The sequence below is a fragment of the Streptomyces sp. NPDC032721 genome (assembly GCF_055579625.1).
On record NZ_JBVIMX010000021.1, the window covers coordinates 1 to 12,082 of the forward strand.

General features: G+C 72.4%; 9 protein-coding genes and 2 tRNA genes. 6 read left to right on the plus strand and 5 right to left on the minus strand.

Annotated features, from left to right (window positions below):
• Nucleotides 1–140 precede the first annotated feature (140 nt).
• The gene (locus tag ACZ5PB_RS34210; protein WP_468696665.1) at nucleotides 141–4,205 is read right to left on the minus strand and encodes a PAS domain-containing protein; all 4,065 of its coding nucleotides are present in this window, start codon (nucleotides 4,203–4,205) and stop codon (nucleotides 141–143) included.
• Nucleotides 4,206–4,641: 436 nt separating this feature from the next.
• On the opposite strand from ACZ5PB_RS34210, the gene ACZ5PB_RS34215 reads away from it, so the two are divergent.
• Both ACZ5PB_RS34215 and ACZ5PB_RS34220 read left to right on the plus strand, forming a co-directional pair.
• A tRNA-Ser gene (locus tag ACZ5PB_RS34215) sits at nucleotides 4,642–4,735 on the plus strand.
• 187 nt (nucleotides 4,736–4,922) lie between these two features.
• Nucleotides 4,923–4,995: transfer RNA gene (locus ACZ5PB_RS34220), tRNA-Arg, on the plus strand.
• A gap of 83 nt (nucleotides 4,996–5,078) precedes the next feature.
• On the opposite strand, the gene ACZ5PB_RS34225 is transcribed toward ACZ5PB_RS34220, so the two are convergent.
• The 3 genes from ACZ5PB_RS34225 to ACZ5PB_RS34235 form a co-directional block, all read right to left on the minus strand.
• Nucleotides 5,079–5,489 (minus strand): hypothetical protein, encoded by a 411-nt coding sequence (locus ACZ5PB_RS34225; RefSeq protein ID WP_468696667.1) that lies wholly within the window; start codon nucleotides 5,487–5,489, stop codon nucleotides 5,079–5,081.
• Between the two features lie 109 nt (nucleotides 5,490–5,598).
• Nucleotides 5,599–6,285 (minus strand): response regulator, encoded by a 687-nt coding sequence (locus ACZ5PB_RS34230; protein WP_468696669.1) that lies wholly within the window; start codon nucleotides 6,283–6,285, stop codon nucleotides 5,599–5,601.
• Between the two features lie 8 nt (nucleotides 6,286–6,293).
• Nucleotides 6,294–7,550 (minus strand): sensor histidine kinase, encoded by a 1,257-nt coding sequence (locus tag ACZ5PB_RS34235; RefSeq protein WP_468696670.1) that lies wholly within the window; start codon nucleotides 7,548–7,550, stop codon nucleotides 6,294–6,296.
• Nucleotides 7,551–8,065: 515 nt separating this feature from the next.
• On the opposite strand from ACZ5PB_RS34235, the gene ACZ5PB_RS34240 reads away from it, so the two are divergent.
• The 4 genes from ACZ5PB_RS34240 to ACZ5PB_RS34255 all read left to right on the plus strand — a co-directional run bounded on the left by ACZ5PB_RS34240 (nucleotide 8,066) and on the right by ACZ5PB_RS34255 (nucleotide 11,128).
• The gene (locus ACZ5PB_RS34240; protein ID WP_468696672.1) at nucleotides 8,066–8,620 is read left to right on the plus strand and encodes a hypothetical protein; all 555 of its coding nucleotides are present in this window, start codon (nucleotides 8,066–8,068) and stop codon (nucleotides 8,618–8,620) included.
• Nucleotides 8,613–9,197, plus strand: a complete 585-nt coding sequence (locus ACZ5PB_RS34245; protein WP_468696674.1) for a hypothetical protein — start codon at nucleotides 8,613–8,615, stop codon at nucleotides 9,195–9,197. The genes ACZ5PB_RS34240 and ACZ5PB_RS34245 overlap by 8 nt, the downstream gene beginning before the upstream one ends.
• Before the next feature lie 21 nt (nucleotides 9,198–9,218).
• Entirely contained in the window at nucleotides 9,219–10,139 is a 921-nt protein-coding gene (locus ACZ5PB_RS34250) for a DUF2797 domain-containing protein (RefSeq protein WP_468696675.1), read from the plus strand.
• Nucleotides 10,140–10,204: 65 nt separating this feature from the next.
• Nucleotides 10,205–11,128, plus strand: a complete 924-nt coding sequence (locus tag ACZ5PB_RS34255) for an amidohydrolase family protein (protein ID WP_468696857.1) — start codon at nucleotides 10,205–10,207, stop codon at nucleotides 11,126–11,128.
• A gap of 55 nt (nucleotides 11,129–11,183) precedes the next feature.
• Here ACZ5PB_RS34255 and ACZ5PB_RS34260 read toward each other — a convergent pair whose 3' ends face one another.
• A complete protein-coding gene (locus ACZ5PB_RS34260) occupies nucleotides 11,184–12,077 on the minus strand; it encodes an LLM class F420-dependent oxidoreductase (protein WP_468696677.1) in 894 nt (297 codons plus the stop codon).
• Nucleotides 12,078–12,082: the final 5 nt, after the last annotated feature.

The following is a 12,082-nucleotide window of genomic DNA, read 5'->3' on the forward strand; positions in this document are numbered from 1 at the left end:
CGTCAAAAAGATCCATGGGAAGGGGGGCTGGGAGCCCCACGGGCTAAGGAGCACCCGACGAAGGGGGCAGGTGGGTTCTTCAACGCAAACCACCCCCCCGGCCCCTTGCGTGTTTCACGTGAAACACCGCAACCCGTACGTCAGTTGGTGCCGATCTTCGCCAGCAGATCCACGATCCGCCCCTGCACCTCCGTGCTCGTCGAGCGCTCCGCGAGGAAGAGGACCGTCTCGCCCGAGGACAGCTTGGGCAGCTGGGCCTGGTCGAGTCCGGCGGAGGTGTAGACGACCAGCGGGGTCCGGTTCAACTGGCCGTTCGCCCGCAGCCAGTCGACGATGCCCGCCCTCCGGCGACGTACCAGCATCAGATCCATGACCACCAGATTCGGGCGCATCTGGGTGGCGAGGGCCACCGCCTCGTTGTCGTCGGCGGCGCGCATGACCTGCATGCCGCGCCGCTCCAGCGTGGCGTTGAGGGCGAGTGCGATTTCCTCGTGCTCCTCGATCAGCAGCACCCTCGGCGGGTGCTGCTCGCTGTCGCGCGGGGCGAGTGCCTTGAGGAGCACGGCCGGATCGGCGCCGTACGCGGCCTCCCGGGTCGCCTGCCCCAGTCCGGCCGTGACCAGCACCGGGACCTCGGCGGCCACGGCCGCCTGCCGCAGCGACTGGAGCGCGGTACGGGTGATCGGTCCGGTCAGCGGGTCGACGAACAGCGCTGCCGGGAAGGCGGCGATCTGCGCGTCGACCTCCTCGCGGGAGTGCACGATCACCGGCCGGTAGCCGCGCTCGCTGAGCGCCTGCTCCGTGGAGACGTCCGGCGCGGGCCACACCAGCAGCCTGCGCGGGTTGTCCAGCGGCTCCGGGGGCAGCTCGTCGTCAACGGGCTGCGGCACGGGCCGGTTGGCGACCTCCACGGCGCCGTTCGGGCCGTCCAGCGGCTCGGGACCCTCGCTGCCCTCGTCGGGTGCGTCTATCGCGTACGCACGCCCCTCGGACGGCGTCGAGATGAGCTGCTGGTGCGGCAGCTGCACACCGGCGGGACCGCTCGGAGCGCCCGGAGCGCCCGGCTGCGGGGAACCGCCCTGCGTACCCGGCTGCGGTTCGCCGATCGGGCCCTGCTGAGGGCTGCCGTGGGGGTGGGGCTGGGCGTTCGGCTGCGGGTGCGGGCGGGCGGGCTGCTCGGCCGGGGGCGCGAGCGCCGCAGCCGCCGGACGCTCGTCCTCGGACGGCGTCGCCAGCTTCCGGCGCCGCCCGGAACCCAGCGTCTGGTTCTGCTGCTGGGCGATCTGCTGCGCGAACGGCATGCCCTGCCCGAGCGTACGCACGCTGAAGGCACGCCCCTGGGTCGAGTGCGTCGACTCCGTGGGCGGCAGGGGCTGGGACTGCGTGTGCGGCGAAGCCTGCGGCAGCGGCAAGGGCTGCGGCTGCGCCTGGGCCTGGGGCTGGGCCGGGTTTGCCACCTGGGCGTGGGGCGTGGGCCAGCCGCCGTTCGCCGCAGTGACCGGTGCCTGCTGCTCAGCGGCTGCTTCCGCTACGTGGCCGGGGGCGCGGTCCGCCTCGGCGGGAGGCAGCGCGAACGGACTGCGCGCGTTCTCGGCCTCGGCCGCCGGAGCGGTGGCCAACGCCCGCCGCGCCCGCCTGCCGCCGGAAGTGCCCTGGGCCTGCGACTGGGCCTGCGACTGGGCTTGGGCCTGGCTCTGCCCCTGGCCACGCTGCTGCGCGGCTCCAGCCGCCCCAGCGACCACTGCCCCCGCGGAAGCGAGGACCTGCCCCTGGCCGGAGGTGTCGGTATCGGCCGCCGCCCCGGCATCCACGGGCGCGCCGGAACCGCCGGAGCCGTCCGGTGCCGAGGAGCCGCCACCCGCGGGCGGCAGCGCCGGCATGGGGCTTCCCGCACGGCGGGCACGGCGGCCCGTCGGCGTCTGAGCCTGCGCTTGTGCCTGCTCTGCCGCCGGACCCGAGAGCCCCTGGGGCGGAACGCTCTGCGGCACTTCCTGGGAGACCGGGGCCTCCTGCGGCACTCCCTGCGGGGGAACGGTGTCACCGAGCGCCGCCCGCCCGGCCGCACCCTCACCGGCCGTCACCACGGCCCCCTCGGCCGGACCGCCGGACCGCTCGCCGGACTGCTTGCCGGAACTCTCGGCGGACCGTGCCGGAGCGGGCAGCGCCAGGGCATGCCCACCCTCGCCGGCACTGTCGCCGCCACCGGTCCCGCCGCCGGTCCCCGGCTCCTCGGCAGGGCTCGGCCGCCCGCGCCGACGGCCCGTTCCGCCACCCGCGCCACCGGCTCCCTCGCCCGTGCCCTGCGCCGGAATCAGTTCCTGCTGCTCGTCCACCGGACCGCGCCGGGCCCGCCGCCGCCCGCTGGGCGCGACCCCGGCCGCCGTACCCTCATCGCCGGATCCAGCCCCAGCACCGGCCCCAGCCCCACCAGCACTCGCGCCTTCCTCCGCACCCCCGTCCAGGAACGCGTCGGTGGAGGACCGTCGGCCCCGCCGCCCGCCGCCCTGCTGCGGGGGCACCCCCGGAGCCTCCTCGGCCGCCGAAGCCGACGCCGCAGCCTCCTCCGGAGCCCGGGCGGCATCGGGAGCCGGAGCCTCGACCGCTCCCGAGCCCGCGCCCAACGGCACCTCCAGCACGTACGCGCTGCCGCTCATCCCGGGCACCTCGTGCGTCTGGAGCACACCGCCGTGCGCCCGCACGATGCCCCGCACGATCGGCTCGTGCACCGGGTCGCCGCCCGCGTACGGGCCGCGCACCTCGAAGCGCACCACCTCGCCGCGCTGCGCCGCCGCCACCACGATCGTCGAGTCGACGTAACCCCCACCGGCCGAAGCCGCCGGTGCCTTGCCCGTCGAGTCCACCCCGGCCACATCGGCCACCAGGTGCGCCAGCGCGGTCGCCAGCCGTACCCCGTCCACCTCGGCCTCGATCGGCGGCGCGTGTACGGCGAACTGGGCGCGCCCCGGCCCGATCAGCTCGACCGCACCCTCCACGGCCGCCGCGACGACCCCGTCCACCAGCACGTTCGCCTTGACCAACGGCTCGATGCCGGCCGCCAGCCGCTGGTAGCCCAGCACGTTGTCGACCAGCGTCGTCATCCGGGCGTATCCGGCGGACAGGTGGTGCAGCACCTGGTTGGCCTCGGGCCACAGCTGGCCCGCCGGGTCGGCGGCCAGCGTGCCCAGCTCACCGCGCAGCTCCTGGAGCGGACCGCGCAGCGAGCCGCCGAGCACGGCACTCAACTGCGCGTGCTGGGCGGCCAGTTCCTCGTACCGCTCCCGGCCCATCGCGACCTCGGCGTCGTACCGCTCGCGGGTGGTGGCCAGTTCCTCGGTGTGCCGGGCGGTGATCGCGGCCAGTTCCTCGGCGTGCTGGGTGACCAGCTCGTCGTACGGGCGGCGGTCGGTGAAGGTCATCACCGCGCCGACCAGTTGCTCCCCGTCGCGCACGGGCGCGGTCGTCATGTCGACCGGCACCGCCTTGCCGCTCTTGGCCCACAGCACCTGTCCGCGCACCCGGTGCTTGCGCCCGGACTTCAGGGTGTCGGCGAGCGGCGACTCCTCGTACGGGAACGGCGTCCCGTCGGCCCGCGAGTGCACGGCCAGCTCGTGCAGCGACTTGCCGCCCAGGTCGCTGGCCCGGAAGCCGAGGATCTGCGCGGCGGCCGGGTTGGCGAGCACGATGCGCCCGTCGGTGTCCGTGCCCACCACACCCTCGGAAGCGGCCCGCAGGATCATCTCGGTCTGCCGCTGCGAACGGGCCAGCTCGGCCTCGGTGTCGACGGTGCCCGAAAGGTCCCGTACGACGAGCATCAGCAGCTCGTCCCCGGTCAGCGAGGTGGCCCCGGCCGGCCGGTCGACGCTGAACGCGTCCCGCCCGTCCTCCAGGTTCGCGCTAGTCACCTCGACGGGGAACTCGGTCCCGTCGGTCCGCCGCGCGATCATCCGGGTCGGCTTGGTGCGTCCCTGCGGGTCGGCGTTGGCCGGACGGCGCATCGAGCCGGGGATCAGCTTGGAGTCGAACTCCGGCAACAGGTCGAGCAGTCCACGCCCCACCAGGGCGGTGCCCGGGGTCTCGAACGTCTCCAGGGCGATGGTGTTGGCGTTGACGACGGTCCCGTTGCAATTGACGAGCAGCAGCCCGTCAGGGAGAGCGTCGAGTATCGCTGCGAGGCGAGCAGCGCCTCGGGATGGCCTGCTGCTCACGACGACGGTTCCTCCCTGATTACTGCAACTTGCCCAGTCGGTGACCCGCCGGCGCCCCCAATTTTTCCCCGCGGGCCGCGCGTTGTCACTGCAAGGAGTCTAAAGGTTGGGGATACGGGCGTGACGGCGGATGAGCCTGAGGACCGGAACCACCCGAAGTGGATCTTGCGGGAGATCCCGGACGCGTACGAAGAACGGGTGCGACGGGCACGTACCTCCGGCGCATACCCGTGTCCTGCCCGGCCACTCCCCCTCCTTCCCGCGTACTCCCGCACACCTGTGCCCGTTGGTGCGGAGCGCGGGCGTGAAGTGCTTTGCTCTGTGGCCCCGTCGCCTAGTACCGTGGGGGGCGATTGGTGACACCGCGCAATGCTGTGTCATCATCTGCAACGCACCTACTCGCGATCGCGCAGGCGATGGCGGTTGGGGTCGTGCTGGAGGCGTCGCCTAGTCCGGTCTATGGCGCCGCACTGCTAATGCGGTTTGGGTCTTAAAGCCCATCGAGGGTTCAAATCCCTCCGCCTCCGCCAGCACCAGGAAGCCCCGGTCCACCAGGACCGGGGCTTCCGCCGTTCCCGGACCCCGGCGTCACTCGTCTGGGTGTTTTCCCAGCTCAGGCAGGGTGCGCGCAATGGATTTCGCATGACGGCGCAGGTCATGTAATGTTCTTCTTGCAACGCCGACGGGGCGGAAAACGGCCCGGAAGCACAGCGACAAGCACTCGTAGCTTAACGGATAGAGCATCTGACTACGGATCAGAAGGTTGCAGGTTCGAATCCTGCCGAGTGCACATAGGTGAGAGGCCCCGGACATTGCGTCCGGGGCCTCTTGCGTTGTGCCCGCCCTGCGAAGGGCGGGGGCGGGGCAGGGGCGTCAGGGGCCGGTTCGGGTGTGGGGGCGGTTCTTGGTTGCCGCGGTGATGACCGCGGTGGTGATTCCCGTGGCGGCCAGGCTGCCGAGGAGGGTCAGCAGGGTGCCGATCATGAAGAGGCCGCTGGCGTCGTCGGACCAGTCGACGTACGCGGCGATGGTGAGACCGAGGGGGATGCCCAGTACGGCGGCCACCAGGTGGCGGCGGGAGGCGGCCCAGTAGAGCGGGGCAAGCAGGGTCAGGACCAGGCCGATCACCTGCCAGGCCTCGTACGGACCGGTCGTCGAGCCGTCGGGGTGTACGTCGCGGTGCTGGTCCCAGCCGAGCCAGGCGGCCCAGGCCCCCAGCGCGATCAGGGCCAGGGCGAGGGTCGACAGGAGTGGGTGGAGGGGCTTCCGCGGTTCTGGGCTCATGGGTACGAGCATTGCCGGGCTCGTCCGTACCCATGAGGGGGCTCGTACTCATTTTCTGGCTGAGTGGGTGCTGAGTTGTTGGTGAGTTGTTGAGGGGCTTGGGCGCCGGTTACTCGTTTCGGGGGGTGGGGAGGCCGGACTGCCAGGTCCAGGCGGCGATTCCCACCCGGTTCCGGGCCTTGAGCTTGGACTGGATGTTGGCGATGTGGGTCTTGGCCGTGCCGGCCGAGATGAAGAGGCGGGCGCCAATTTCGGCGTTGGTGAGGCCGTCGGCCACCAGGAGGGCTATCTCCTCCTCTCGGGGGGAGAGGGGGGAGGGGCGGGTGGGGCGAGTGGGGTGGGGAGTGGCTTTTGGTGGGGGTGTTGGGGTGAGGGACTGGAGCAGGCGGACGGTGATTTGGGGGCTGATCAGGACGTCGCCGGACATGGCGGCGCGTACGCCCTCGATCAGGAGCGTCGGGCCCGAGCGTTTCAGCAGGAATCCGCAGGCGCCGTCGCGGAGCGCCGTACGGACGTAGTCGTCGTGGTCGAAGGTCGTGACGACCAGGACCGGGATGGGGTCGGGGACGTCCGGGCCGGTCAGGCGGCGGGTGACTTCCAGACCGTCCAGGCCCGGCATGCGGATGTCCGCCAGGACCAGGTCGGGGCGGAGCGAGCGGGCCAGGTCGACTGCGGTGGTGCCGTCGGCGGCCTCGGCGACCACCGTCATGTCCGGCTGGGAGTCGAGGATCAGGCGGAAGCCGGTGCGGATGTCCGCCTGGTCGTCGGCGATGAGGATGCGGGTGGGACCTGTCATCGGGCCATTCATCGGGTGTGGTCCTTCGGGAGTACGGCGGTGAGCTGCCAGCCGCCGGTGGGGTGCGGGCCTGCGGTGAGGGTGCCGCCGAGGGCTTCGGCGTGTTCGGTGAGGGAGGGGATGCCCAGGCCGCCGGTTCGTTCGGTTCGGTCGGTCCTCTCGGTTCGTTCGGTTCTTTTTGTACGGGTGGGGGGTGTGGGGTTGGTGATGCGGAGTTCCACGGTGGTGGGGGTTTCCGTGAGGGTGACGGTGGCTTGTGGGGCGGTCGGGGCGTGGCGGCGGATGTTGGTGAGGGCCTCGGCCGTGATCCGGTAGACCGCCGCGCCGGACTCGCGGGAGAGGGCAGGGTGGGTGGTTGGAGCTTCGAGGTGGGCCTTGGTGGTGCCTGCTGAGGTGAAGTCGGCTATCAGGGTGGGGAGTTGGTCCAGGCCCGGGAGTGCGGTGGTGGCGGCCTGTTCCGGGCCGTGCAGCATCTGGATGGTGCGGTCCATGGCGGCCAGGGCGTTCAGGCCGGCCTTTTCGATGCGTTCCAGGGCCAGGACCGCCTGGGTGGGGTCCGTGGCGGCCACGAAACGGGCCGCTTGGGCCTGGACGACTATGCCGCTGATGTCGTGCGCGACGAAGTCGTGGAGGTCCCGGGAGAGTTGCAGCCGCTGGGTGCGGCGCGCCTCGGTGACGGCCTTCCGGCGGCGGGCTTCGGCCTGGCGCAGGTAGGTGCCGACGGCTGCCGCGGCGAGGGCGGGGAGCAGCCAGAAGGTGGCGATTCCCGCGTCCTCCAGTACGGATCGGCCGGCGGCGAAGCGGACCGGCCAGAGGGAGATGGCGGCGGCGGTCAGGGGGAGCGCGAAGCGGAGTTCGCGGAGGGGTGACCAGCGGGTCAGGGCAGCAATGAGCAGCGAGAGCAGAGCGGCTTCGGCGACCTTCCAGTGCGAGGCCGTGGTGGTGGGCGGGCCGGTGAAGGTGGTGAGGAGGGAGAGGGCGGCGCAGAGGGTGGTGGGGAGGGCGAGGCGGGTGAGGTGGGGGAAGTGGCGGGGGTGGGTGGGGGTGTAAGTGGGTTCGTTGGGCGGTGAGTTGGTCGGTGGGTTCGTCCGTGAGTCGCTGGGGTTGGTGGGGGGAGTGGTGCGGGTGTTCCTGGGGGTGCGGCTTGGGAGTAGGGACCAGGCGAGGAGGGTGGCGCAGGTCAGGGTGGTGAGGGGCTGGGTTATGGGGGCGAGGGTCTCCAGTAGGGCAAGTGCGCTGGTGGGCGGGGTGGTTGGTGGTGGCATGGGGGCAGCGTACGGGCGGGGTGCGGGGCGGCGGAGTATGCCGATCGGCAGAGGCCGGGCGGTGAGTGGGGGCAGCGGTTCTGCCGATCGGCGGATGGGCGGGGGTGGGGGTGGCGGGCGAGGCTGGAGCCGTTCCTGAAGGAGCGGTGAGCGGCTGGGAGAGGCTGCGAGCGGCTCCGGTGTTGAGGCCCTGAGTGGCCCTTCTGACAGAGGAGTTCGTCGTGCGTGTTGCTGTGATGGGTGCGTCTGGGGCGGCTGCCGTGATGCTCACCGCGTTGATGGGGGCGGGGCACGGGGCGATCGGCCCCGACGAGCCCGGGGCCGTGAAGGCCGGTGCCGTGAACCCCGGTGCTGCGAGTCCCGGTGCTGCGAGTCCCGGTGCCGTGAATCCCCGTGCCGTGAATCCCGGTGCTGTGAGTCCCGGTGCTGCGAGCCCGGGTGCCGCGAACACCGGTGCCGCGAACCCGCGTGCCGTGGAGGCCGGGGGCGGGGCGGGTTCGGGTTCTGTAGCGTCGGTGGCTGCGAGTGTGCACGGGGCGGGGCGGATCGATTACGTCGAATCGCTTGACGACGACATCCGCTTCACCGTGCACGCCGAGTCGAAGCCCTTCTCGCGGCCGGTGCCCGGCATTCCCACCGGGATGGCGACCGACGCCACGGGCATCGTGAAGTTCAGTCACGGTGCGGCGGGGATGCCCGAGCCCATGAAGGCCGAGGCACGGGTGGACTGCCTCGTGACCAGTGGCAGGACGGCGACGCTCACCGCCGTCATCACCAAGTCCGGAGCCGCCTTCAAGGCCGGGCAGCGCCTCGGGTTCAGCGTGCAGCAGGGCGACAGGGCCAAGGGCGAGAAGGACCGGCTCGGGTTCTCGTGGGGCGCGGTGAACGTCGCTCCCGAAGTGCTGGACGAGAAGGGCGAGGTGACCCTCGGGAAGGTGGGGACCTGCATGGCGCCCGCGCCGTTCACGACCGTACGGACGGGTGGGTTCAAGGTCGTGCACGCGGAGCTGCGGAAGACGCCGAAGGCGGCGAAAGCGGCGAACGGTGGAGCGGAGGGGCGTCGTGGCTGACGTGATGGTGGACGGGGAGCGGTACGGAGTCGGCGGGCGGGCCGACGTTCCCGGGACGCCCCGGAGCCCTGAGGTTTCGCGGGGCATCCGGTGGGCGGCGCACGCTGCGGCGCTTGCGGTGCTGCCGACCGGGCTGTGGCGGATCGCCATCGCCTTCGGTTGGGACTCGGGGTTCGACGGGCTGCTCGGACCGGAGAACTTCCCGGGGGTGGCTTCCTTCTATCTGATCGGGCTGAGCCTGCTCGCGGAGTTGCTCGGGCTGCTCACGCTGGGGCTGGTGTACCGGTGGGGCGAGGTGCTTCCCGCGTGGGTGCCGGGGCTGGGGGGACGGCGGATACCGGTGCTGCTGGCGACGGTGCCGGCGCTGCTGGGGGCGGCCGCGGTCACCTTGGTCACCGTTCTGGGGGCGATGGAGTGGGGGAACGCCGAGAACATGGGCGCACCGGAGGCCCCGGACGGGGGCAAGTGGTGGCTCATGACCTTCGCCTACGCGCCGCTGCTCCTCTGGGGTCCGCTGCTCGCGGTGGTGGCGGTCGCGTACTACCGGCGCAGGAGGCGTACTGGAGACGCTCCGTGAGTGTACGGAAGACTGGCTGCCATGGAATGGCGCAGTGCGGGGTTGGGCTGGGGCGGCGGGTCGCCGGGGCTTCGGTGGGTCGGGGGGCGGGTCAGTCCGCTGGCGTACGGGCAGGGGGTCGCGTTCCGGGCCGTGGGGGTGCGGCGGTGCGTGGGGGCGCGGGACTGTCCGTGTCCGTACGGGGCCGCCGTGCCGGGGCACACCGCGCGGGCGCGGTGCGGGGAGTGTGCGCGGCTCGACCGGGTGGGGTCCGTGGCGGCGGACGGGGTGCCCGACGATCCGCGTACGTACCGGGTGTACCTGGCGTGGTTCGGGACCGGGATGGTCAAGGTCGGGATCACGGCCGAAGAGCGGGGCGGCGTACGGCTGTTGGAGCAGGGCGCGGTGACCTACGCCTGGCTGGGGCGGGGGCCGCTGATGGCGGCGCGGCGCACCGAGGAGGTGCTGCGGGCAGCCCTGGGGGTGCCGGACCGGATCTCGTACGAGAAGAAGCGGGTCGTGCGGGGTGCGCTGCCGGGGGCGGCGGAACGGGCTGCCGAGGTGGAGGCGCTGTGGCGGGCGGCGGTCGGGCTCGCGGGGTGGCCCGAGACCTTGGAGCGGGTGGAGTGGGGGGTGGTGGACCACGCGGGAGCCTTCGGGCTCCACGCCCTGGAGAGGGGTCCGGCCGGTCGCGCGTCCTCCGCTCCCGGGGCTGTGGACAGCGTCGTCGAGCTGGTCGGGGACGGGGTGGTCGCCGGGACGCTGGTGGCGGCTGCCGGGCCGGATCTGTATCTGGAGACGGGCGGCGGGCGGGACGGGCGGTTGCTCGTCGTGGATACGCGGTTGCTGGTGGGGTGGGAGTTGGCGGGGGTGGACGTGGCGGATGTGGCGGACGCGGTGAGTGTGCCGGTCCGGGCGGTGGGGCCAGGGGTGGCGGAGGTGGAGCAGGAGGGGCTGTTCTGAGGGGGATTCCGGTGTGTGGCGGCTGCACGTAGCGTGCGCGCATGGATATGGGGACTGGTACGGGAATGGGTTCGAGGACGGGTGCGGGTGCTGGTGCGGGCGCCGGCGCGGGTGGGGCCGACGAGGCTGCCGGGGTGCGGGCCTGGTGGGGGAGGCTCGGGATCCCCGGTCTGGTGGATGTGCACACGCACTTCATGCCGGAGCGGGTGCTCACGAAGGTGTGGGACTACTTCGACGCCGTGGGGCCCATGACCGGGGTCGAGTGGCCGATCACCTACCGGCTCGAGGAGGAGCGGCGGATCGCGCTCCTGCGGGAGTTCGGGGTGCTGGGGTTCACCTCGATGATCTATCCGCACAAGGCGGGCATGGCCGAGTGGCTCAACGGGTGGGGCGAGGAATTCGCCCGGCGGGCCGAGGGGTGTCTGCGTACGGCGACCCTCTATCCGGAGCCGGGGGTGGAGGCGTACGTGCGCGAAGCCGTCGAAGGGGGTGCGCGGGTCTTCAAGGCGCACCTCCAGGTGGGGGCGTACGACCCCAACGCCCGTGAGCTGGACGGGGCTTGGGGGCTGCTCGCGGAGGCCGGGATTCCGGTGGTGACGCACTGCGGTTCGGGGCCGGTGCCGGGGAAGTTCACCGGGCCGGGGCCGATGGGCGAGCTGCTGGCGCGGCATCCCCGGCTGCGGCTGGTGGTGGCGCACATGGGGATGCCGGAGTACGCCGACTTCCTGGATCTGGCGGAGCGGTACCCGGAGGTCCGGCTCGACACGACGATGGCCTTCACGGACTTCAGTGAGGCGATGTCGCCCTTCCCGGTGGGGGAGTTGGGGCGGCTGGGGGACCTGGGCGGGCGGGTGCTGCTGGGGAGCGACTTCCCCAACATCCCGTACGGCTATCTGCACCAGCTGGAGTCGCTGGAGAGGCTGGGGCTGGGGGAGGACTGGCTGCGGGCGGTCTGTTACGGGAACGGGGTGGAGCTCTTCGGGCTGTGAGCGGGCGGGGCGGGGCGCAGGGGGGGAGGCGCACCTCCCCCTGCCCGCGCCTAGCTCACAGCAGCGCCTTGGCCAGCAGGCGCCACTCGTCCCGGGGCAGTGCCGCCGCCCGGCCGCCCGGGGGCAGCGCCTGGAGGGCGAGGTGGTCGGCGCCCGCCTCGTAGAACTCCTCCGCCTTCGTCCGTACGCGGTCGATGTCGCCGAGTGCGAAGAGCGCGTCCAGCAGGCGGTTGCTGCCGCCGTCCGCGAAGTCGGTCTCGGTGAAGCCGAGGCGCAGGAGGTTGTCGGTGTAGTTGGGGAGCTGGAGGTACATGGTCAGCATGTCGCGGGCGGTGGTACGGGCCTGCTCCAGGTCCGGGTTCAGTACGACCGTGAGCTCGGGGGCGAGGAAGGCGTCCGGGCCGAGCGCCTCGCGCGCCTGGGCCGTGTGCTCGGGGGTCACCAGGTACGGGTGTGCGCCCGCGGCCCGGCTCGCGGACAGCTTCAGCATCTTCGGGCCTAGCGCCGCCAGCACCCGGCGGCCGGCCGGGAGCGGGACCGGGGCTGCGTCGAGGGCGTCCAGGTAGGCGACCATCGCCGAGTACGGGCGGGCGTACTGCGGAGTGCGTGCGCCGTGGCTCACTCCGAGGCCGAGCACGAAGCGGCCCGGGTACTGCTCCTCGAAGCGGGCGTACTGCGCGGCGACCGACTCGGCCGTGTGTTCCCAGAGGCTGAGGATGCCCGTCGCGACCGTGATGCGGCGGGTGGCCTGGAGGAGCGGAGCGACGTCGTCCAGGGAGGGACTGCCGCCGGACCACAGTGTTCCGTATCCCAGGTCCTCCAACTCGGTTACCGCGTCGGTGAGTTCGAGATGCTGCTCGGGGGTGGTGGCGCGGAGGGCGCTGCTCCAGATCCCGAGGCGGCCGTACGTGGCGGAGAGGGTCGGGGCGGGAGTGGCGTCGGAAGTCATGTGGA

Excerpts from the sequence above, each read along its gene's own strand:
- ACZ5PB_RS34225 (WP_468696667.1), bottom strand. The coding sequence starts at position 5,489 with ATGAGCCCAGAACCGCGGAAGCCCCTCCACCCACTCCTGTCGACCCTC.
- ACZ5PB_RS34255 (WP_468696857.1), top strand. The coding sequence starts at position 10,205 with ATGGGTTCGAGGACGGGTGCGGGTGCTGGTGCGGGCGCCGGCGCGGGT.
- ACZ5PB_RS34235 (WP_468696670.1), bottom strand. The coding sequence starts at position 7,550 with ATGCCACCACCAACCACCCCGCCCACCAGCGCACTTGCCCTACTGGAG.
- ACZ5PB_RS34260 (WP_468696677.1), bottom strand. The coding sequence starts at position 12,077 with ATGACTTCCGACGCCACTCCCGCCCCGACCCTCTCCGCCACGTACGGC.
- ACZ5PB_RS34250 (WP_468696675.1), top strand. The coding sequence starts at position 9,219 with ATGGAATGGCGCAGTGCGGGGTTGGGCTGGGGCGGCGGGTCGCCGGGG.
- ACZ5PB_RS34230 (WP_468696669.1), bottom strand. The coding sequence starts at position 6,285 with ATGACAGGTCCCACCCGCATCCTCATCGCCGACGACCAGGCGGACATC.